Genomic DNA, 20296 nt, shown 5'->3' with positions numbered 1-20296 from the left:
GGTGTGTCTCCTAGACGGTCTCTGCGGCCCACGAGGAGCCAGTTGGGGATGAGGACCAGGCCACGCCGGGGGCGAGGTTGAACCAGGCGGATGGTGGGGTCGAAATCAGGCCCTTGGTGACGACGGACATCTCGTCGTTGGTGAGGTCCCAAGTGATGGCATCGACGTAGCCGGTCTGCGTGCCGCCGTCCGGCGTGCTGATTACGGCGTCCATGCCCGGGCGTGCGGAGTAGTCGGTGGTGCGGACCACTTCCATCTGACGGCGGCGCTGCGAGAGCCTGGAGAGCATGTAGGCCGCTCGTCCGCCACCGGGGAACGGTGCCTGGATGACGTCCGGCACGTAGGGCTTGGTGTACCCGGCCGGAGCGGCGACGTCGGACTTGCTGCGCTCCTTGCCGGTGGCGTCGGTCCACTCATAACGCAGGATCACGGCATCGGCGTAGAGGGGCAAACCATCAGTCTGGGTTGCCGTCTTGCTGATGAGGTCGGTGGCCCGGATCAGGTTGAACCCGTACGAAGCGCGGACCTCACCGGCCACTGCATAGTCGTTGTTCGCCAGCTTCCAAGTGCCGTCGATGTCCTGGATGAGGCGGAAGCCGACCGACTGGACGATGGGCTGCAAGAACTCCATGCCGCCCGTCCCCGGGGACCACGTGAGGGTGTCGGGGTCACGGTCGATGACCGGCGTGCGGGTGCTCGTGGACAGGTGAGCGTCACCCTGCCAGGAGTACGTGTAGAGGCTCGTGGCTGCGGTGGAGCCGTCGAAGTAGTCGAGCTGGCTGCCGTCCGTGTCCTTCCCGTTTCCCTCGGTGAGCATGACGCCATCGACGTAGATGCTGTTGTCCGCGCTGTTGGAGCCGCCGTTCACAAGGCGCACCGAGACGCTGGTGGCGTTCTCCGGGACAGTGAAACTCATGGAGACCCGGGTGGTGGTGAAGCCCGTGTTGGGGGCCTGAGCGGAGCGCCCGATGATCTGCGTGCTGACAGCGGAGCCGTCCTGGAACGTGGCGACAGCCTGGAACTGACGGGCTGCCGAGTTGAGGGTGCCGGACTGGAGCGACTGCACGCGGACGTAGGCAGAGAGCGTGTACGTGCCGCCCTGGGAGACCGGCACGACGACGGCAGCCCACGACTGATTCGAAGTGTTCGCCGGGGTGATCTTCAGACCGTAGGAACCGAACTGGGACCAGCCGGTAACCAGTGCCAGCGTGGCGTTGTTGCCCGTCCACTGGCCCGTGGCGGTCTCGAAGTTGCCACCGGGGATCAGGTTGTCCAGCTCGGTCGTCGTGGGCACTGCAACGTCGGCCCCAGAGGCGTAGGCAGCCGTCGTGGTGGCCCCCATAGCGCGGGTCAGTACGGCGTTGACGATGGTGCGGAGGCTGGCCTGGCTGCCGTTGTAGTTGACCGCCGTGGTGGGGCTGTAGTCCTGCACCCGGGCCTCGTCGTTCACGAGGTTGATGCCCACTTCGCCGCTCTCTGCCACGAGCTGGCGGGCCTGGATGGTGAGGGTGGCAGTGAGCGTCGTGCCCCGGGTGGTCGAGTTGATGCGGACCTTGTTACCGGGAACGATGAGCGCGAACACCGTCAGGCCCGGGTGCGCGACAGTGATGTCCCCGCCGACGAACGGGCTGATGCTCTCGTCCATGTCCACGGTGCCGGTGGTGAGGGCCAGGGGGTAGGACGTGGAGCCGACGAGGAGCGTGGCAGTCAGGGTGCGCGTGGAGACCGTCACTGCTGGACCTCCAAGTACTCGAATGTCACAGACCAGTAACTCTGGCTCTGGGAGTCCGTGGTGATGTTGACCGCGCCGTTCGCGATGAAGTCCATCCCCGTCGTCGCCGTGTCGTCGTCGGAGAACGTGAGCACGTCAGTGCCCCGGAGGGCGGTGTGCAGCGCGGAGGCGTCGGCCTCGTTGTCGAAGAGCGCGGACATGGTGCCGGTGCGGGGACCGGCAGGCTGCAGCGTGATGTCTGGAATGGGGTTACCCAGCAGCTCGTGCACGATGTGTCGAGTGGTGCTGCTGGCGTTCCACTGCGTCACGAGAAGCGGGTAGGCGGCGAGTGCTGGCCCGGTGAAGGTGGTGCTCATGGCGTCCCCATTCCCTGGCGTCGTCCGCCCTGATTGTCGGTGTATGCCTTGATATGAACTTCCCGCTGGCGGGTGGCCTCGGCCATCTGCCGGTTGAATTCAGCGAGGTCAGGCACGACGGTGACGCCCTTCGTGGCGTTGCCCTGAGCGTCCAGACCGCCCTGGAGCGAGCTGCCGAAGTTGGACGCAGAAGTGCTTCCAAGGCCATCCCAAATACGGGCCAACTCGTCCTTCTTGGCCTCAGGAGCCTTGATGAAGGCGTCCACGAGTGGAGCGGCGTCAGGCCCCAGGTTCTCCAGGTAGCGGATCGCCTCGTCATGCCCGGACTTGCCCAGCTCTCCAGTGGCCTTCGCCATGTTCGCGCTGTAGTCCTGGAGCTGCTTGACGGTCTCTGCGGTCTTCGAGATGTACCGGTCGAGGTTGAACACGCCGTCATCGGTGAAGCCCTGCTGCGCGTCCCCGGCCTCCTGGAAGGCGCTGGCAAGGGAGTCACCGTAGGACTGCACAGCCTCGGCGTTCGCTGCGAGGGCGATGCCTCCAGCGTCGGCGTAGTTCTTCTGCTCGGCGGCTGCTTCCTTCGCGGCCTTCTTTGCTTCGCGAAGGTAGCCCAGCGTCTCGTTGAGGGCCTTCGTGCGGTTGTTCGCGCTGGAGCCGAAGACGTCATCTGCCTCCAACTGCGCCTGGCCGGTCTTCTGCCACTCGTCCTTCTGCTTGACGATGGACTTGATCTGGTCGTTGATCTCATCGGTATGCCCAGCGGCTGCACGGGCCAAGTCCTCGTAGCTAGTGCCGGAGCGGTCGGCTGCCTGGCGAAGGTCCTTCAAAGACGTCGTGGAACCGTCCGTGACGGTCGCCATCTCCTTCAGCTCGTCGCTGATGTAGGAGAGGCTGGCGGAGCCTGTGCGCCCGGTCTCGATGAGGTCCGTGGTCAGCTCACCCACACGCGCCTTGAAGGCCTCGGTGTCCTCCTGAGCGCCCGTGATGGCTGCACCGATGAGGCCAACACCGACTGCTGCTGCGGCACCGGCAGCGAGACCGATGGGACCCAGGTCAGCGACGACGCCACCCAGCGTGCCCTGCACGAGGTCCACAACGCTCGTCATGTCGCCGGAGAACGATGAGGTGACTTCGGAGAGGTTCGCCTTGGCCTCGTCCTTGAACGTGCCGACCGACTCGCCAGCCTCGGCGGTCCCGCGCTTCATGTCGGTGGCGATGTTGGTACCGAGGCCACCCTTGCCGTCCGTGCGTGCCATGTCGCGCACGCTGTCCTTGAAGGTCTTCTCCAAGTCCTGAACCGACCGCTCGGCCTTCTCGGTTCCCTGGTCGATGCCCTTGGCAAGGTCGTCCCCGGCGTCGCGGGACTGGCGCTGCGAGTCGCGTGCCAGGTCGTCCAGGGAGTCACCGATGGACTCGATGGCGTCGCCGGTCGCCTTGGCTGCGCGGATCGCATCGGAGGCGTTCGCGCCGATCTTGATTGAGATAGCCACGTCAGTCTCCCTTCTTGCCTTCTGCGGCTTCAGCGATGGTCAGGACGGTGATCTGCGTCCACAGGGCTGCGGCGCGGGGGATCATCTCCGCTGCTGCGCCGTAGACCGGGCCGGACCGACGACGGGCCGGAAGCATGGCCTTGGTGCGTCGGGTCACGGAGTAGTTCTTGCCCTTGCTGGACCGTGCCTGATACGTCGTCTTCTCGTTCCGGTTCGCGCCGAACTCGACCCCGGCGTACATCGCCTTCGGGTCGAATCCTCGGGTGAGGCGACGGCCCACGGTTGCGGCCTTCAGGGTGATGCCGTTGCTGCTGACGGACGTGCGGGCGGTGTTGCCCAGCGCGACGACTTCCAGCCGCGTGTTGGTGCGACCACGTACGGCCTCGGTCCACTCCGGTCCAAGCTCGGACTGGGTTGACTTCCGGATGCGCTTGGCGATGGTCTGATCGACCGCGCGGAGAGTGATGAGCACTGCGCGCAGCTCGTCACTCTCCGCGAAGTCGAGGGTCAGCATCAGGCAGCCGTGCTCAGCTCGGGCTTGCCGTTGACGGGCAGGGACACGGTGGACTCGACGTAGGTGTTCGTTGCGCCGCCGACCGATCCAGGCGTCAGGGTGACGGTCGCCGTGAAGGTCGGGCCTCCCGACTTGGGAGCGAAGACCACTTCGACCTCCTCGCCCTCGTTCTCGTACAGGTAGCGAGAGAAGCCGTCAGCGGACCAGTCCTGGCCAAAGGTCAGGTCTGCGGACCAATCGGCCGCTGCGGTGTTCTTCTGCGTCGCGCCGTTGAACCCGGCCCAAGTCGCCGTGGTGGTGTTGGGAGTGAGAGCCACGCTGGAGAGCTGGGTGGCGTAGTCGTGTGCCGCCACCGTGAAGGTGACCTGCTTCATGTAAATCGTGTTCGACATTTGCTTAGTCCTTTGGGGTGATTTCGGTGGGGACGGAGAAGGTGATGTTCCAGCCGAAGAGGTTCGAGATGGCGACTGGCTCGGCTCCCGTCCAGTCGAGGGCTTCGATGGCGTCGAGAGCGGCGATGGCTTCCAGCACTTCGTCGTCCAGCGCATCCCAGACGCGGGCCGGGTCCTTGCTCGGGTCGAGGACGGTGGCCTCGAAGTTGATGCGGAGATACCCGCTCGCCTGAGGGAACTTCTCAACGCCGGTCGCGTGGACCATGACGATGGTCCGGTCGATGTTCTCGAAGGACGCGAGGTAGGGCACGACCTTCCATGCCTTCGGGAGAGCGGGCGTAATGGCGTCAACCACCTGCTGCCGTGCGCTGGTCATCAGAAGAAGCCCCCAATGGCTCGGGTCGGACGGAGCAAGGCCTTCACCTGCCAGTCCATGGGAAACGCGGTGACGGTCATGCCCTCCGCGCCGAACTGGTCCTGGGCGGTATGCCCCGCATTCCAGAGCGCCCGCGTCTGCATGGCCTGCGCCTGACGGAAGCGGAGCGGAACGGGGCCGGTGAGCGCCGGAGCGAAGGCTTCGCACTGGTCCCTTGCGGACTGCATCAGGACGAAGAGCTCAGCGTCATCCATCGGTGCGTCCCGCCACTGGTCACGCAATGAGTCGATGGTGTGCCAGCCGTCTTCCTGCTCCACGGGGAGGTTGTACGGCGGGAAGTGCTGGGTCTTGCCGTCCTCCGTCGTCAGGTCCACGAGGAGCTGCCACAGCCCCGGCTTGTCCAGGACAGACTCCTTGGGCCACACCACTTCGACGTGCTCAGGAAGGCCCTCCAGCGAAGCCGTCAGGCCGGTGCGCTGCATGCCGTCCGGGTCGATGAGGCGGGCCGCTGCGCTCTGGAAGGGGGCGAAGGTCCAGTCCTCGTCAGGCGGGAGCACCGTGACCTGCACGGGGCTGTCTCCGACGTAGTAGCGAGTCATGGCCTTCGCCCTCCTTTCAGAACTTGTTTCGGCCGGCCGTTGGGTCAGGCCGTGTAGGCGCTGACGAGCTGGAGCGCGTCGGACTTGTTGACCATGGCTCCGGCGTAGCCGTAGAGGCCCGCGTCGATGCCACCGTGCGCGACGTCCAGCGCGTCCACGCGGACCGGTGCACCCGGCAGCTCGAAGACCGTGACGGCCTCACGAGCACCCACGAGAACCTGACCAGCGGCGAGCTTGTCGGTCGGCTGGATCACGAAGGAATCCAGCTGTCCCTCTTCGCCGGTGAGGCGGAGCGAGGCGTTGAGGTAGCCCAGCGTCGAGTCCGAAGGAATCTTCGCGATGGACTTCCACAGGCTCGTCTCGACCAGGGCGAAGCTCGGCGTGGCGTTGGCGGAGATGACCTCGGATGCGCCGTCGATGATGGCGGAGAGGCCAGCACCGATGGACAGTCCAGCCGGGTTGTCGGCCTCGACGGCGGTGGCACCGTTCAGAACCTCTTCCAGGACGATCTCCTCGTCCACCCAGCGGGCGTAGCTCTCGGCCATGGCGCGGTAGTAGCTCTCGAAGAACGAGAAGTCACCGAACGCGCGAAGGTCCTGGAACTCGCGGGCGATGTCGTGTGCACCAGCGAAGCGCTCAGCGGTGCCCTCGACCGGCACGAGCGACGGAGCGTTCGAGGGGACCTCGGACTTGTTTCCGGCCCACGAGCCACCCTCAGGCTTGACGCCCCACTTGTAGCCACGGAACTTCAGCGAGCTGAGGTCGGCGTGAGTGAAGAGCGGCAGGAACTTCTGGCGGTACTCCTGACCGTCCCAGATTTCACCAAGCCAAGTGGGCAGAGCGATGTTCGTGGTGAGGCCACCAGCGGCGTCGTACTTGACATCATTGAGCGCTGCGAACAGCGAGTGCTCCGGCGTCATCGACTCGTTGAGTGCAGCCAGGAGCGTCTGGTCGCGAAGCGTGCCACTGGCCTTGGCAGCCATCAGAGCGAAGGCCTGGTTCTTCGACAGGCCCTTCTTCTCGGCGGGGGCCGCTGCTGCGAGCGTGCCCGGAACTACTGCGTTGGGCATGTCTGCCCCTTCCTCGGTTGGGTTCTCTTCCGGCTGCTCCGGAGTGGTGACCGCGACGGTGGTCGTCGTGGTGGTCTCGGTGACCGTGCCGTCTGCGCCGGTCTCGGTCTTCTTGGTGGTGACGGTCTTGACGGCGTTGCCCGCCTCATCCACGGAGGTCTCTTCCGTGGTCACGGCGTCCTGCTCGTCAGGCGTGATCGGCTCCACGTCCTCGGGCAGCTCACCCGCGTCCGCGGCGAGGAGCGTGGCACCGGGGAAGGCACCGGCCTGGACGACTGCGGCACCGAAGATGCGACCGGCGAGAGCCTTGCCAGCGCGAAGGACGATGCCCTTGGCCTCGACAGAGAGGTTGGTGCGGGTGCCGGAGCGGAAGTCGCTGAGGGCCTGGTCCCCGTCCTCGGTGTCAGCGAAGCGGAACGTGGCGTGGATGCCGTCGTTCTTCTCTGCCAGGAGAGTGGCGCGGCCCACGGGCGACTCGTGGTCGTGCTGCACGTTGAGGGTGACCACGGACGGGTCCTTGGGGAGTGTGAAGGCCCCGGCCTCGACCGTGAAGCGACCCAGGTTGGTGTTGCCCTGCACCCCGAAGGGGACAAGCACACCGCTGATTTCGCGGGTGTCGGCGGACGCCTGGAGCGTGCCCGCCTCAATGAGTACGTCAGTCATGTCTCAGTCCTGAATCGGTGCGTCGGTGGCGGTGGGGGATGCGGCGTACAGCTCGGTGAAGTCGAAGCGGACGCGCTGGCCCCGTGGCACTACGTCGTCCAGGGACAAGCGGTGCTCGATGGGACCGGAGAAGAGGGGCAGGGCCTCGACGTAGAACCGGGAGCGTTCGCCCGCCTTGTTCTCGTACGTCAGAGATGCCTGGACCGTGGTGGCGTCCATCATTGACGAGGGCACACCCAGGAAGGAGCCAACGTCGATGCGCGAGAAGTTGCGAGCGTTCTCAAACATGGACGGCTCGGACTCACCCAGGGCCTCCATTTCGAGGCCGTAGGGCAGGAACGCGACGGTGCCGTCAGGGTCACGACGGTTGCGGGTGTAGGCCTCCACAATCGCCTTCACTTCGTCCTGCTCCAGGTCGGCGTTGTCCTCGGTCTGGCGGATGACGGTGGTGGGGATCGGGTTGCGAGCGCGACCGGCTACGGCGTCTTCGATGTCACGGGACTGACGGATGGTGCGGGAGCCAACGTCGAGGAGTGCGTCCACGAATCCAGGGACGTAGATGACGGAGCCACCCGCGCCTTCGGTGACCGGCTTCTCGTCCACGAGGATCGCGCCGTTCGTGATGGTCCAGCGGCTCGGGTCGATGCGCTCCAGGCTCAGTGGGAAGCCGTCAGTGCCGCGCTTGACACCCAGGAGCGATGCGCCCCGGAAGATCAGGTCATCTACCACCCAGGTCCACATGAGCGCGGGGCTGATGACGGGGCTGTCGCTGCGGTACAGGAAGGACGGCTGGCGGGCCGGGGGCAGGACACCGTTGGCGTCGAGAGCCACGAGGGGCTGGCGTCCGATGAGCGGTGCGAGGAGGTTGCGCGCCTTACTGACGGCGGGAACCTGGATTGCCTCTTCACGAGTCAGCGGGAACTCCACGCCCTTGAAGATGTCTCCAAGAACAATTCCGCTGAGCTGGTTCGTGGTGTACGGGGAAGAGATGCCGTCAACGCGCTGACCACCATTCGTCAGACGCCACGCGGAGAGGATTCCCATACTGACTACTATCGGATTGGCGGTTCCTCACTGACGGCCTCAGGCTGGCAATAACCTGTGTGAATTCGAGCTAACACGCAATCACGCAACAATGGCGTGCAGGCGCTTGACCTGCGGCTTCTCATCGAATGCACGGAGCGCCATTGTCGCGGCCCAGACCGGCGTGATGTCAGCACCGGCAACTCCAGGCACCCACTTCCAGGCCTTGTCTCCAAGCTGCTGGCGTGCGACCTGCAAGAACGCCTCAGTCATTCCAGCCTGTCCGGAGTGCTTGAAGTGCCCGTCATCGAACTCACGAAGAATCGTGGAGCACGACGGCGCAATCTGCGCATAGGCCACCGGCACAATGCGGCTCTTGGGGATGCTGCGGGCGCGCTCTACCTCTTCACGGACAGCACGGACGCCACCGATGTCGTTGAGGCCCACTGCGGCCTTGTACTTCTTGCTCAGCTCCACGATGCGGGGGCGCACCCACGAGGAGCCGGAGCGGTGCTCCACGAGGTTGAAGAAGACGTCATCGCCCTCACGCCAGCACGCCACGATGGCAGCGGTGGAGCCGTTGAAGCTGACGTCATACCCGAAGGCCACGTTGTCCGGCAGGGTCTTGGGCACCGGGCGCTCTGCTGCATTCCAGCTCGCACTGTCGAAGATAGATACTGAGTAATCCTCCGGCCAGAGGCCCAGGTACTCCATTGCCCACTCAGGGTCACCGAACGCCTCACGGCGGGACCGCATCTTCTCCAGGCTGGTCAGGGTGCCGATGCCAGGGTGAGCCGACACCCACACGTCCTCATCATTGAGCTGTTCGTACGTGGTGGACGGGTCGGCTGCGTACTCCAGGATGGCGACGCCTGCACCGGCCTTGCGGCCCACTTCGAGGGTGTCCCAGAACCAGCCGGAGCGCTGCTTGCCCGCCGTGCCCGACAGGATGAGCTGCGCGTCGTCGCGGGTGTCCATGAGCGGCAGGGCACCGGCCTTCAGCTCCGCGCTCTGCTCCGCATCGAACTCCTGGGACTCGTCCACCCACACCACGTCCGCGGCTCCACCACGGAGCGCCTTAGCGGTCGGGGTGTTCAAGAACTTGAAGACGGACCCATTGGGGAAGGTCCACTGGATGGAGCCTGCCTGCTTGCGCGGCTTGAACGGCCATGCCGATTCTTCGATGAAGCCCAGTGCTGCGTCGATGTCATTCAGCCAGTCACGGGAGAACTCTGCCGTCTTCGTTCCGGACTGCGCGGTGAAGGTCACCTTGTACTGACGACGGGTCAGGCAGCGACCCAAGAGGACGGCGAGGATAGAAGTACTCTTCGAAGAACGCCGGGGCATTTCAATGACGACAGTCTCTTCACCGTTGTTGAGAGTGTCAGCCACCATGAGCTGCTGCGCGTAAATTGTCTCCAAGCCCAGAAGCTCAGCACCGGCCAGGAACTCCTCCCGCATTGCCTCGTCATCCGAGAGCTTCGAGAAGAACAGCGGCTTGATGTGGCTGTCTCGCTTCTCCTCCCACCCTCCGGGGAGGAAATCCTGAAGACGCCGAGCGAGAGGAGTGCTGCTGTTCTCAAAGACTCCGCTGTCTGCGGTCACCACGGCATTGCTCCCTTCTTGTCGGCCTTCTTCTTCGCGTTGGTCTTTGCTGCTCCGATGCGCCCGCCGTGTGCCCTGTTGCAGCTCTTGTGCGCTGCTCGGATGAGGCTGTCGGGATAGGGCTTCGACTCGGGCCACTGGTCCAGCGCCACGATGTGGTCTGCCTCCCACCGCATCTCTGCTGTGACTGGCTTGCCGCACCGGCAGCACGGGGCAGGCAGGGTGCGAGCAAGGCGTGCTCGTGCCTTGGCTCCTGCTCCGTTGCGCCAGCGGGTGTGGTGTCGGGACATGGCTCTAGGACTTCTTCTGACTCTTCTGCTGCTCCAGCCACTGCGAGTAGAGCGGAGTCAGTTGCTCGTCCATGTCGGCTAGGAACTTCTGGATGTGCAGCCATTCGGCGTTGACCACGGCCAGCTCTTCGAGGAGCTGCGTGTGGGCTGCCTTCGCGATGTACGGCATCAGCTCTGGTCCTCACGGTGCTTGACGTCCCAGGAGCCGTCCTCGTTCTGCGTGATGATGAGGTCCGTGAGCGGAGTGACGCTGCCCTCGGGGTTGCGGCGGGCGATGCCCCACTCATCCAGAACGGCAATTAGGGTGGCTCGTGCCTCAGCGCTGAAGTCAGTCATTGGTGTTCTCCTCGTGCTGCTCCACGGCCTCTGCGAGGGCCAGGAGGTCGATGGGCTTACCCAGTGCTCGCAGCTCATCTGCTGCGGCCTGGAGGTCGTGAATGAGGTAGGTGCCCATCAGGAGTCCAGACCCAACATGGCGACGCGGAAGGTCTCGAACGCATCACGGTCAGCCTCGGTTAGAACCCAAGCGTCAGCGGGGCGCTCGTGCTGGCTGTCAGAGGCGCTGAGCCAGGCTGCGGTGAAGCCGTCGCGCTGACCGGCAGTGAGGGGTGCGACGGCTTCTGCAAGGCCCTCAGGGACGCTGCCCATGCGGTCAGTCAAGTAGGCCTGGAACCGCTGGCTCAGGATCGCCATTAGTTGTTCTCCCTCTGGCGTTCGGCCAGGACTTCTGCGAGCACGTGCCAAGCGTGGGCTTCTGCACGTGCGGCCTTGATTGGTTCGGGGGTGAGTGCGTGAATCAACTTCTTGAACATCTCGTGCTCCTTAGTGGCTGGAATGGCTTCAGTACCTACTATCGGCGCGACGGCACGACACTGGAGTGGACATGAAGAACGCCCCCTGGCGAATGGTCCAGGGGGCGTTCACTCCAGCCAAGGAGCGGTATCAGTCTATCGGTTTTGGTGCTACAGGCCCAGCGACTTAAGCTGCTTGTCCACTTCTTCTTCCACCTTCTTCACGGCCAGTGCGTCAACCTCTTCCTGAGTTGCATCGGCCGGTGCCTCGAACTCCAGCTCCCACTCGTCTTTCGCCATGTTTCGCCCTTTCGTGAGGCCAGAAGTTCTTCTGGACTATTCGTAACGTACGTCGGGCCTCCGACAGTCCGCAAGCGAAATGGACAACTAACCTGCTGGAGCGCACAAACTAAGGTACGGACCGCACAAACTAACCTGGCAGAAGCTCGTCCAGCAACGATGACACGTCGTCTACTGCGCCGCGAAGAGTCTGCTCCACGTGTGCTTCGTACCGGTCGAAGAAGGTCTGGTTGCTCTCGGTGTGCGGGCCGACCCACAGGGGTGCTGACGTCATGATCTGTTCTACGGCGCTCGGGGTCGGAGTCTCAGGGGTCTCCACGGGACGGAGACCCTTCGCCTTGCGACGCAGGTTGTCCACGGTGCCCAAGCTGCAACCCATGGCCTCTGCCTGCTGCGCCTTCGTCATGCCCTCTGGGAGCGCCAGGAACGCCTCCAGGCTGTAGGTGGCTCCGCGCTTGCTCTTCGTGCCTCCAGCGGCCCCACGACGGCGCGCAATGGCACGTGCGTCCTTGTCCCATTGGTCCAGCGCCCAAGCGGCTACGTCATCACACTCACGTGCCAGTGCCGACTGGATCAGCGCATGCGTCCGGTCTGCGCTCTCCACGTGGTCGTACTGGTCGTAGACGATGTGCTGAGCCGCCTTGTGGTGGACGAAGTAGTAGAGGGCTTCACTGAGCTGGTCCTTGCTCAGGAGACGGCCCCGGAGGGGCGTGCGGTCCTGGTCCAGGACGTACTCCACGTTGTCGTTGAGCATGCGAAGCGCCACTGCGTTGAGGTACTTGCCGACACGGAAGAGGTAGGTATCCATCTTCTTCGTCTTCCACCCGTACGCAGGACGGGGGAACTGCTTCGTCTTCTTGCCCTGCTGACGGAGCTGGAGGTTCAGCTTCCGCTGGTGGTCCAACTCCGTGGAGAGGATGTCTTCCATGTCCTGCTGACCCTGTGCGGTGTCGAGGTCCGTGGAGATGTGGACTACTCCTGTGGAGTAGTAGGTAAGACTGTGCAGTGCCATGAGCTTCTTTCGATGGAAGGCATTCGAGTAGTTCCATGATGTGCACGTGAAGGTTCCTCCGCTTGTCCTCGTCCAGTGCAGAGTCTGATTCTCAGCTAGCTGGCAGGGATGAAGAATTACTTCTGAGCCTCATGAGGGCAAACGAATGGCCCCCCGGCGACTAACCGGGGGGCCTGTGTTCGTACCTTCAAGGTGACTCGAATACCTTCGAAGGAAGCGTGTTCAGCTTACCTGCTCTTGGCCTTCTTGTCTCGTTCCTGCAACCGCCTCACCCTGTAGTAGTCGCGTGCCATTGCTTCGGCGTAACGGAAGTCAGACCCGAACGCCTCGGATGCCTCAACTGCCATCTCTCGCCACCGGTTTGGATTCCTCACGGGCAGCGGTGCGAGGAGGTCTTCTAGGGTTGCGGGCTTCGGTTCTCGCTTACGCGGGACCCTCGGCTGATTCCAGGGTGCGTCCTCGTCCTTCACCCAGACTCGTTCTTCTGTCAAGACTCGTCCAAGCTGCACACCACGGTGGACTGCATAGTGCACTCCTGCTCCTTGGTCGGTCCGTGGTCCGTCCCATTGAGGGTGACGCCCACCTGGATCACCACCAACAGGACCGCCACGACGCCGATGGCAATGAAGAGACGGGGCCAAGTGAACTCCACGGGGCTGTCGTTGTTGTCGTGCATGTCGGGTCCTTTTAGTTGAGGGTGGTGACGACTCGGTGAGCGACCACAACGCGGTCTTCCGAGCGGCCAGGGTTGACGGTGACGTGCACAAGGAGCTGGATCAGCTCACGGTGGCGGGCAAGGCTCAGGCTCTCTACGCGCTCCCGGATCGCCTGACGGGCCTCCACGGCCTTCTGGATGCTGACCCGGTGTCCGGCGAACAGATGCGACTTGATGCCAGCCAGGACCTCCGCCGCAACGCTCGACTGCGCGAGCTGGTCACGGCGTGCCACGAGGCGGCGTTCTTCGTCCTTCAAGCGGGTGAGAGCAGGGCGCTCTGCTGCAGCGTCCGTGAGGCCTTCACGGACCAGCGACATGATGCCCTCACGCTGCCGCTGTACGCGGCTCATTGCGGCGTCCAGGGCCTCCATGGTGTCCTGCTCGTCACTTGTCGCCGGAAGGATCGCGGACGGCCCCAGGAGGAGTGCTGAGGTCACCGCTCGCATGACGATGCCCTCCAGCTTGTCCTTGCGGATGACGGGGTGCTTGGAGTCGGCGCGGCACCTGTAGTCCCTCATGAACGTCATGCGAGAACCGCAGACACCGCAGTAGGTGATGCCGGACAGAAGGTGCCGAACCTCCGCACCGGGGCTGGTCTTCCGAGTGGGGTCAGCCAGCATCTCGTTGGCGCGCGTATAGAGCGGTACTTCCACGAGGGGGACCAGAGCCTCGCTCGGAGTCCAGGTGCCCAAGTGGGGGACCTCTCCGATGTAGGCCCGGTTGAGGATGGTGTCCCGGATGCGGCGGGGCGTCCATCGCTGGGTGCCGGTCGTGGGGAAGCGGCGTTCGGCGTTCAGCGTCTCCGCAATGCCACGGACCGAAGCTGTCTCTACGAAGGTCTGGAAGATGTACTGGACCACGGCTGCCTCATCGGGCCTCGGGGTGATGTTGTCCCGCTCATACCCGTACCGACGACGCCCCGGCACAGGACGGCCCTGGGACGCCCGGTACTCGTTCGCCCGCTTCTGCCGCTCGCTCTTCCGCCTGACCTCGAAGCGGGCCATGGCAGCCATCATCGATGCGCGGAACTCCCCGTCCGCCGATGCCAGGTCAATTTCGCCATCGACCGTAACGACGGCCAGTCCGGACTCGATGAGCGTGAGAAGGTCGCGCTGAGAGCGGAGGAGCCTGTCCAGGTCCACGGCCACTACGTGAGTGATGTCGCCTCGCTCAGCCGCCGTGAGCATCTGCCGCCACGCGCTCTTCGGACCACGGTCCTTCGAGGCGGACTGCCCGTCGTCCGCGTAGACGCCCGCCACCGTCCATCCACGTGATCCGGCCATGGAGCGGGTGCGGGCGTCCTGACGGTCGATGCCTTCGGCATGCTCGACGGACTGTCGGAGGTACAGGGCTGCTCTTGGGGTCACCCTCTGTTCTACGGCGCTGGAAGGAAGAGTCTCAGTTCGCACGCATCTATTGGCTCGTTTCTGGCGCGGAACCGACTCATCGCCGCGCTCGCCGACGTCACGGTCGTGGTCGAGGCCGGTGCCCGGTCCGGGGCGCTCAACACCGCCCACCACGCCGGGCAGCTCGGCCGGCCGGTGTTCGCGGTGCCGGGAGCGTTCGCGTCCTCGGCCTCGATCGGGTGCCACCGACTCATCGCACAGGGGCGAGCGCAGATCGTCGTGCACCCCGGCGATCCGGTCGCGGCGGCGAGACCCTCGACCGGGACGACCGGGACGACCGGGACGACCGGGCGAGCGGTGCCGGACGAACCGCTCCTGTCCGGCAGGCAGGACCCCGAGGTGCTCCGGGTGCTCGATGCGCTCGGTCGTCGCGCCCTGCCCGAGGCGGAGATCGCCCGCCGGGCCGGCATGTCCACTGCAGACGTCGCCGACACGCTCGCGCTCGCACAGCTGCAGGGACTCGTCGTCCCGAGCGGCGGCGGGTGGGGGCGGGCATGAGGTCCGGCCGCCGTACGCTGGCGTCGTGCTTGCGCGGACGGACGGTCGACTCGTGGTGGCGGTGGACGCCTTCATCGGGCACGCCCGGCACGCGCGGGGTCTCAGCGACCAGACCCTCCGCGCGTACGCCAACGACCTCGAGCAGCTCGTGGCGTTCGCGGACGCCCGCGGCATCGACCGCGTCGCCGACGTCGAGCTCGAGCTCCTCCGTGACTGGCTGTGGGACGCCGATCAACGGGGGCTCGCACGGTCGACCATCGCCCGGCGGTCCTCGTCCGTGCGGGCGTTCACCCGGTGGGCGAGCGAGACCGGGCTGACCGCGACCGACGCCGGGGTCCGGCTCCGCGCGCCGAAGGGTGGGGCGCACCTGCCTCGCGTGGTGTCGGCCGACCAGGTGCGGACCCTGCTCGACGGACTCGGTACCCGTGCGGCGACGGACGACCCGACGGCGCTGCGGGACCTGGCTCTCGTCGAGCTCCTGTACGCAGCGGCCATCCGGGTCAGCGAACTCGTCGGGATCGACGTCGCCGACCTGGACCGCCGACGGTTGACCGTGCGGGTGCTCGGCAAGGGCGGCAAGGAACGCGTGGTGCCGTTCGGGGTGCCGGCGCGGGACGCCCTCGAGGCATGGCTCGAGCGCGGACGGCCCGCCCTCGCCGCACGGGCGGAGGGACCGGCGTGCGCGGCACTGTTCCTCGGCGACCGTGGCGCCCGACTCGGCGTGCGGAGTGCCTACCGCGTGGTGGCTCGGTTGCTCGGTGACCTGCCGGGCGAGGGCCCGAGCGGCCCGCACACCTTCCGGCACACCGCGGCGACGCACCTGCTCGACGGGGGAGCGGACCTGCGTGCGGTGCAGGAACTGCTCGGTCACGCCAGCCTCGGGACGACGCAGATCTACACCCACGTGTCGTCGGCGCGGCTGCGCGAGGTCTACCGGACGGCGCACCCGCGCGCCTGACGCTGCGCCGACGTCCCGGTCGGTTCCCGGTTGGTCGACTCACCCGCGCCAGGCTGACTCGGGCAGCAGCACCGGCCACTCGGCCGGTGGCAGGTACGCCATCGGGTCGACGTAGCGACCGTCGACGCGAGCACCGAGGTGCAGGCACGGTGCCGAAGCCGGACAGTGCCCGACCGAGACCTGGCCGACCGGCGTGCCGCGAACGACCTCTTCTCCCGCGGCGACCAGGGGTGTCACCGAGTCGAGCGTGCTGACCAGCCCGTCACCGTGGTCGATCGTCACGACGGTGCGCCCGCCGACCGCCCCCGCGAACGCCACGGTGCCGTCGTCCACGGCCGCGGCGGTGCTCCCGAGGGTGGCCGGGACGTCGAGCCCCCGGTGCCCGGCTGCGTAGTCCGAGGACGGTGCTTCCCACGCGCGCTCGACCACTCGCGACCCGGTCGGCCAGGCCCAGCGAGCCTCGACCTCAGGATCGGTCGCAGTCGCAGTCGCAGTCGCAGCCGCAGCCGCAGCCGCAGCCGCTCCCGACGGCCCAGCTTCCGTCGACGGCGCTGCACCGAGCACTGCCGTCCCGCTCAGCGCCGCCGCGCACACCACGGACAGCAAGACGGGACGTGAAGGCGATCGCATGCCCCAAGCGTCGGCCGTGGAACCGGCCTCGGGGCGGACCCGACGTGATCCGTGGAGGGGGAGTCGCGCCTCCAGGCCTGGGGAGGAACCATGCAGCGACGGGGCGCGAGTCGTCCCGATCACGCCCCGGTCATGACCAGATCCCGAGCGAGGAGTACAGTCGGGGCCGCTCCGGACCACGCAACGCCGCTCGGACGGCGAACCAGCCGACCGCCGGGGCACCGTGCTGCACGACTGCACGGCGGCAGAACCCAGGAGCATCGTGTCCACCACGACCACCGGGCACGGCGAAGACCGTGCGTTCAAGGGGAAGGTCACCCTGTTCGCCATCGCGGCGGCGGTCGGTGGCTTCCTGTTCGGCTTCGACTCGTCCGTCATCAACGGCGCCGTCGACGCGATCAAGGGCGAGTTCGACCTCTCCGACGCGGCCAGCGGCTTCGCGGTCGCCTCGGCCCTGATCGGCTGCGCGTTCGGCGCGTACTTCGCCGGCCGTCTCGCCGACCGGTACGGCCGCACCCGGATCATGTTCTGGGCCGCCGTGCTGTTCTTCGTCTCGTCGATCGGGTCCGCGTTCGCGTTCGCCACCTGGGACCTCGTGATCTGGCGCCTCGTCGGCGGTCTCGGCATCGGTACGGCGTCGGTCATCGCACCGGCGTACATCTCCGAGGTGTCCCCGAAGGCGATCCGCGGGCGTCTGGCCTCGTTCCAGCAGCTCGCGATCACGCTCGGTATCTTCGCCGCGCTCTTGTCCGACCAGCTCTTCGCCGTCACGGCCGGTAGCGCATCGGCCGAGGTCTGGGGTCTGGCCGCCTGGCGCTGGATGTTCCTGGTCGGGGTGATCCCCTCGGTCGTCTACGGCGTCCTGGCGATCACGCTGCCGGAGTCCCCGCGCTACCTGCTCACCAAGGGTCGTGCCGACGACGCGCGCGTGGTGATGGGCAAGATCGTCCCGCGCGACACCGTGAACACGAGTCTGGAGGAGATCCAGGACGGCATCAAGAAGGAAGCCAACGAGAAGAAGGGCTCCATCCGGGGCAACCGCTTCGGGCTCCAGCCGATCGTCTGGGTGGGCATCATCCTGGCCGTGCTGCAGCAGTTCGTCGGCATCAACGTGATCTTCTACTACTCGACGACGCTCTGGCAGGCCGTCGGCTTCAAGGAAGAGGACTCGTTCCTCATCTCGACGATCACCTCGGTGGTCAACGTGGCCGTCACCTTCGTGGCGATCTTCCTGGTCGACAAGGTCGGCCGCAAGCCACTGCTCGTCGCCGGTTCCGCGGGCATGTTCGTCTCGCTCACCATGGTCGCCATCGCGTTCTCGCAGGCGACGATCGTCGACGGCAGCCCGAGCCTCCCCGGCTCGTGGGGCGTCATCGCGCTCATCTTCGCGAACCTCTTCGTGGTGTCCTTCGGCGCCACCTGGGGTCCGCTCATGTGGGTGCTGCTCGGCGAGATGTTCCCGAACCGCATCCGCGCCACGGCACTGGGCATCGGCTCGGCCGCCAACTGGATCGCGAACTTCATCGTGACGATCTCGTTCCCGGTGCTCTCGGGCTTCAACCTGACGGTGACCTACGGCATCTACGCACTGTTCGCGCTGCTGTCGCTCTTCTTCGTCATCGCCAAGATCCCGGAGACCAAGGGCCGCTCGCTCGAGGAGATGGGCATCTCCGCCGACGGCGACACGGTGGACGCCAAGGCCTGATCCAGAGGGCAGGATCCCCGGGATCCGCCGGACAGGAGGCCCGGGTCACGTCAGCCGCGAGGCGCGCGTGATCCGGGCCTCGCTTCTGTTAGCATCTACCCAGCAGCGTGCTGATGCGCGCTGACTTCGCGTGTCCACCAGGCCCTCATCGGCTCGGTACCCGACCACCGGTCCCGCTCTCGCGAGCGGGCGGTCGCGTGCCAGGACACCAGGGACCACGACCGACGGTCGTGGTCGACACAACCGCAACAGGCCCGCAACGACGTGCGAGAGCACGGCTGCGCGCCGAGAACACAGAAGGAGGACGGCACATGGCCGTCGTCACCATCCGCCAGCTGCTCGACAGCGGCGTCCACTTCGGACACCAGACCCGTCGGTGGAACCCGAAGGTGAAGCGCTTCATCCTCGCCGAGCGCTCGGGCATCCACATCATCGACCTGCAGCAGTCGCTGGCCTTCATCGACCGCGCGTACGACTTCGTCAAGGAGACGGTCGCGCACGGTGGCACCATCCTCTTCGTGGGCACCAAGAAGCAGGCCCAGGGCTCCATCGCCGAGCAGGCGACCCGCGTCGGCCAGCCGTACGTCAACCAGCGTTGGCTCGGCGGTCTGCTCACGAACTTCCAGACGGTCTCCAAGCGCCTCGCGCGCATGAAGGAGCTCGAGGAGATCGACTTCGACGACACGACGAAGGGCTTCACCAAGAAGGAGCTCCTCATCAAGAAGCGCGAGCTGGACAAGCTCCACAAGACCCTCGGTGGTATCCGCAACCTCACGCGGACCCCGAGCGCGCTCTGGATCGTCGACACCAAGAAGGAGCACCTCGCCGTCGACGAGGCACAGAAGCTCGGTATCCCGATCATCGGCATCCTCGACACCAACTGCGACCCCGACGAGATCACCTACCCGATCCCGGGCAACGACGACGCGATCCGCTCCGTCGGTCTGCTCACCCGCATCGTCGCCGACGCCGCAGCCGAGGGCCTGAAGACCCGCCACAACGGTGGCGACGAGGACGAGGCCAGCGAGCCCCTCGCCGAGTGGGAGCAGGAGCTCCTCGGTGGCGAGACGACCACGCCGTCCGCTGACGCCGCCCCCGAGGGTGCGACCGTCGAGGAGAACAACGCTGACGCGCAGGTCGCCGCGAAGGAGATCGGCGAGCCGATCGCCGACGAGGCGAAGAACGCGGAGCCGACGGCCGAGGCCGAGGCAGCCGCGGAGACCACCCCCGCCGAGTGAGCTGCCGGGGCGCCGGACCCGACCGGGTCCGGCGCCCCGTCTCCACTCTCCACACACGTACAGTCCAGAAAGGACTCCAGTCAATGGCAAACTTCACCGCTGCTGACGTGAAGAAGCTCCGCGAGGACCTCGGCGCCGGCATGATGGACGCGAAGAACGCGCTCGTCGAGGCCGACGGCGACTACGACAAGGCCGTCGAGCTGCTCCGCATCAAGGGTGCGAAGGCCGTCGCCAAGCGCGACGACCGTGCCACCTCCGAAGGCGTCGTCGTCGCGACCTCCGAGAACGGCGCCGCCACGGTCGTCGAGCTCGCGAGCGAAACCGACTTCGTCGCGAAGAACGAGAAGTTCACGACCCTCGCCGACAAGGTGCTCGGTGCGGTCGCCGCTGCCGGTGCCGCCGACGTCGCTGCGGCCAACGCCGCGCCGCTGGACGGCAAGACCGTCCTCGAGGTCGTCAACGAGTCGGCTGCCGCGCTGGGCGAGAAGCTCGAGGTCCGCACGGTCCGCCGTGTCGAGGGCTCGGCCTTCGAGATCTACCTGCACAAGACCAGCCAGGACCTGCCGCCGCAGATCGCCGTCGTCATCGCGTACGAGGGCGACAACGCCGCCGAGGCTCGTTCGATCGCGCAGCACGTCGCGTTCGCGAACCCGACGTACCTGACCCGCGACGAGGTCCCGGCCGAGGCCATCGAGAAGGAGCGTGCGACCGTCGAGGCGATCACGCGCGAAGAGGGCAAGCCCGAGGCCGCCCTCCCGAAGATCGTCGAGGGCCGCGTGAACGCCTACATCAAGCAGGTGTCGCTCCTCGACCAGGACTACGCGAAGGACAACAAGATCTCCGTCGCGAAGGCCGCCGAGAACGCCGGCATCACGATCCAGGGCTTCGCCCGCGTCAAGGTCGGCGCGTAACGAACCCGTGACGGGGCCAGGAACC

At 66.1% G+C, this 20296-nt stretch carries 25 protein-coding genes; 5 read left to right on the top strand and 20 right to left on the bottom strand.

Annotated elements, in window-relative coordinates:
* Window positions 1–10 precede the first annotated feature (10 nt).
* The 19 genes from DEJ17_RS09760 to DEJ17_RS09690 form a co-directional block, all read right to left on the bottom strand.
* Window positions 11–1732, bottom strand: a complete 1722-nt coding sequence (locus DEJ17_RS09760; RefSeq protein WP_110893429.1) for a carbohydrate binding domain-containing protein — start codon at window positions 1730–1732, stop codon at window positions 11–13.
* Entirely contained in the window at window positions 1729–2088 is a 360-nt protein-coding gene (locus DEJ17_RS09755; protein ID WP_110893427.1) for a hypothetical protein, read from the bottom strand. Before DEJ17_RS09755 ends, DEJ17_RS09760 begins: the two co-directional genes overlap by 4 nt.
* On the bottom strand, window positions 2085–3575 hold the full coding sequence (locus tag DEJ17_RS09750; RefSeq protein ID WP_110893425.1) for a hypothetical protein: 1491 nt from the start codon (window positions 3573–3575) through the stop codon (window positions 2085–2087). Before DEJ17_RS09750 ends, DEJ17_RS09755 begins: the two co-directional genes overlap by 4 nt.
* Before the next feature lies 1 nt (window position 3576).
* Complete coding sequence (locus tag DEJ17_RS09745; protein ID WP_110893423.1) at window positions 3577–4089, bottom strand: hypothetical protein; 513 nt, start codon at window positions 4087–4089, stop codon at window positions 3577–3579.
* Window positions 4089–4481 carry a hypothetical protein gene (locus tag DEJ17_RS09740; protein WP_110893421.1) on the bottom strand — a complete coding sequence of 131 codons (393 nt, stop codon included), beginning with the start codon at window positions 4479–4481 and terminating at the stop codon, window positions 4089–4091. The genes DEJ17_RS09745 and DEJ17_RS09740 overlap by 1 nt, the downstream gene beginning before the upstream one ends.
* A gap of 4 nt (window positions 4482–4485) precedes the next feature.
* A complete protein-coding gene (locus DEJ17_RS09735; protein ID WP_146239684.1) occupies window positions 4486–4857 on the bottom strand; it encodes a hypothetical protein in 372 nt (123 codons plus the stop codon).
* A complete protein-coding gene (locus DEJ17_RS09730) occupies window positions 4857–5456 on the bottom strand; it encodes a hypothetical protein (RefSeq protein WP_110893417.1) in 600 nt (199 codons plus the stop codon). The genes DEJ17_RS09735 and DEJ17_RS09730 overlap by 1 nt, the downstream gene beginning before the upstream one ends.
* Before the next feature lie 44 nt (window positions 5457–5500).
* Window positions 5501–7189, bottom strand: coding sequence for a hypothetical protein (locus tag DEJ17_RS09725; protein ID WP_110893415.1), 1689 nt, complete (start codon window positions 7187–7189; stop codon window positions 5501–5503).
* Between the two features lie 3 nt (window positions 7190–7192).
* Window positions 7193–8233, bottom strand: coding sequence for a phage portal protein (locus DEJ17_RS09720; protein WP_110893413.1), 1041 nt, complete (start codon window positions 8231–8233; stop codon window positions 7193–7195).
* 81 nt (window positions 8234–8314) lie between these two features.
* Window positions 8315–9817 (bottom strand): terminase large subunit, encoded by a 1503-nt coding sequence (locus tag DEJ17_RS09715; protein ID WP_146239683.1) that lies wholly within the window; start codon window positions 9815–9817, stop codon window positions 8315–8317.
* On the bottom strand, window positions 9814–10107 hold the full coding sequence (locus DEJ17_RS18185; protein ID WP_110893409.1) for an HNH endonuclease: 294 nt from the start codon (window positions 10105–10107) through the stop codon (window positions 9814–9816). The genes DEJ17_RS09715 and DEJ17_RS18185 overlap by 4 nt, the downstream gene beginning before the upstream one ends.
* 4 nt (window positions 10108–10111) lie before the next feature.
* Window positions 10112–10276 carry a hypothetical protein gene (locus tag DEJ17_RS17775; RefSeq protein WP_181421128.1) on the bottom strand — a complete coding sequence of 55 codons (165 nt, stop codon included), beginning with the start codon at window positions 10274–10276 and terminating at the stop codon, window positions 10112–10114.
* Window positions 10276–10443: a hypothetical protein gene (locus tag DEJ17_RS17770; protein WP_181421127.1), complete on the bottom strand. Its 168-nt coding sequence runs from the start codon at window positions 10441–10443 to the stop codon at window positions 10276–10278. The genes DEJ17_RS17775 and DEJ17_RS17770 overlap by 1 nt, the downstream gene beginning before the upstream one ends.
* Window positions 10436–10561 carry a hypothetical protein gene (locus DEJ17_RS18060; RefSeq protein WP_258366747.1) on the bottom strand — a complete coding sequence of 42 codons (126 nt, stop codon included), beginning with the start codon at window positions 10559–10561 and terminating at the stop codon, window positions 10436–10438. Before DEJ17_RS18060 ends, DEJ17_RS17770 begins: the two co-directional genes overlap by 8 nt.
* The gene (locus DEJ17_RS09705; RefSeq protein ID WP_110893407.1) at window positions 10561–10800 is read right to left on the bottom strand and encodes a hypothetical protein; all 240 of its coding nucleotides are present in this window, start codon (window positions 10798–10800) and stop codon (window positions 10561–10563) included. The genes DEJ17_RS18060 and DEJ17_RS09705 overlap by 1 nt, the downstream gene beginning before the upstream one ends.
* A 269-nt stretch (window positions 10801–11069) precedes the next feature.
* Complete coding sequence (locus tag DEJ17_RS18055) at window positions 11070–11198, bottom strand: hypothetical protein (protein ID WP_258366746.1); 129 nt, start codon at window positions 11196–11198, stop codon at window positions 11070–11072.
* 130 nt (window positions 11199–11328) lie between these two features.
* Window positions 11329–12210 carry a hypothetical protein gene (locus DEJ17_RS09700; protein WP_110893406.1) on the bottom strand — a complete coding sequence of 294 codons (882 nt, stop codon included), beginning with the start codon at window positions 12208–12210 and terminating at the stop codon, window positions 11329–11331.
* A 487-nt stretch (window positions 12211–12697) separates the two neighbouring features.
* Window positions 12698–12886 carry a hypothetical protein gene (locus DEJ17_RS09695; protein ID WP_110893405.1) on the bottom strand — a complete coding sequence of 63 codons (189 nt, stop codon included), beginning with the start codon at window positions 12884–12886 and terminating at the stop codon, window positions 12698–12700.
* Window positions 12887–12897: 11 nt separating this feature from the next.
* Complete coding sequence (locus DEJ17_RS09690) at window positions 12898–14292, bottom strand: recombinase family protein (protein WP_181421126.1); 1395 nt, start codon at window positions 14290–14292, stop codon at window positions 12898–12900.
* Here DEJ17_RS09690 and DEJ17_RS09685 point away from each other — a divergent pair.
* Together DEJ17_RS09685 and DEJ17_RS09680 are read left to right on the top strand one after the other, a co-directional pair.
* Window positions 14248–14829 (top strand): DNA-processing protein DprA, encoded by a 582-nt coding sequence (locus tag DEJ17_RS09685; RefSeq protein ID WP_110893477.1) that lies wholly within the window; start codon window positions 14248–14250, stop codon window positions 14827–14829. The two genes, DEJ17_RS09690 and DEJ17_RS09685, sit on opposite strands and share 45 nt — an antisense overlap.
* 25 nt (window positions 14830–14854) lie before the next feature.
* On the top strand, window positions 14855–15787 hold the full coding sequence (locus tag DEJ17_RS09680; protein ID WP_110893399.1) for a tyrosine recombinase XerC: 933 nt from the start codon (window positions 14855–14857) through the stop codon (window positions 15785–15787).
* Between the two features lie 39 nt (window positions 15788–15826).
* Here the strand turns inward: DEJ17_RS09680 and DEJ17_RS09675 are convergent, their stop codons facing one another.
* A complete protein-coding gene (locus tag DEJ17_RS09675) occupies window positions 15827–16216 on the bottom strand; it encodes a M23 family metallopeptidase (protein ID WP_110893397.1) in 390 nt (129 codons plus the stop codon).
* 463 nt (window positions 16217–16679) lie between these two features.
* Here DEJ17_RS09675 and DEJ17_RS09670 point away from each other — a divergent pair, with 463 nt between their 5' ends.
* From DEJ17_RS09670 to tsf, 3 genes are all read left to right on the top strand, one after another.
* The gene (locus DEJ17_RS09670; protein WP_258366745.1) at window positions 16680–18122 is read left to right on the top strand and encodes a sugar porter family MFS transporter; all 1443 of its coding nucleotides are present in this window, start codon (window positions 16680–16682) and stop codon (window positions 18120–18122) included.
* Window positions 18123–18433: 311 nt separating this feature from the next.
* A complete protein-coding gene (gene rpsB / locus DEJ17_RS09665) occupies window positions 18434–19360 on the top strand; it encodes a 30S ribosomal protein S2 (protein ID WP_110893393.1) in 927 nt (308 codons plus the stop codon).
* Window positions 19361–19443: 83 nt separating this feature from the next.
* Complete coding sequence (gene tsf, locus DEJ17_RS09660) at window positions 19444–20271, top strand: translation elongation factor Ts (protein WP_027465873.1); 828 nt, start codon at window positions 19444–19446, stop codon at window positions 20269–20271.
* The last annotated feature ends 25 nt before the right edge of the window (window positions 20272–20296 follow it).

Source organism: Curtobacterium sp. MCSS17_011 (genome assembly GCF_003224275.1).
Taxonomy (GTDB): domain Bacteria; phylum Actinomycetota; class Actinomycetes; order Actinomycetales; family Microbacteriaceae; genus Curtobacterium.
Note: the sequence above shows the minus strand (reverse complement) of the source record. Positions and strands in the feature narration are given on the sequence as shown.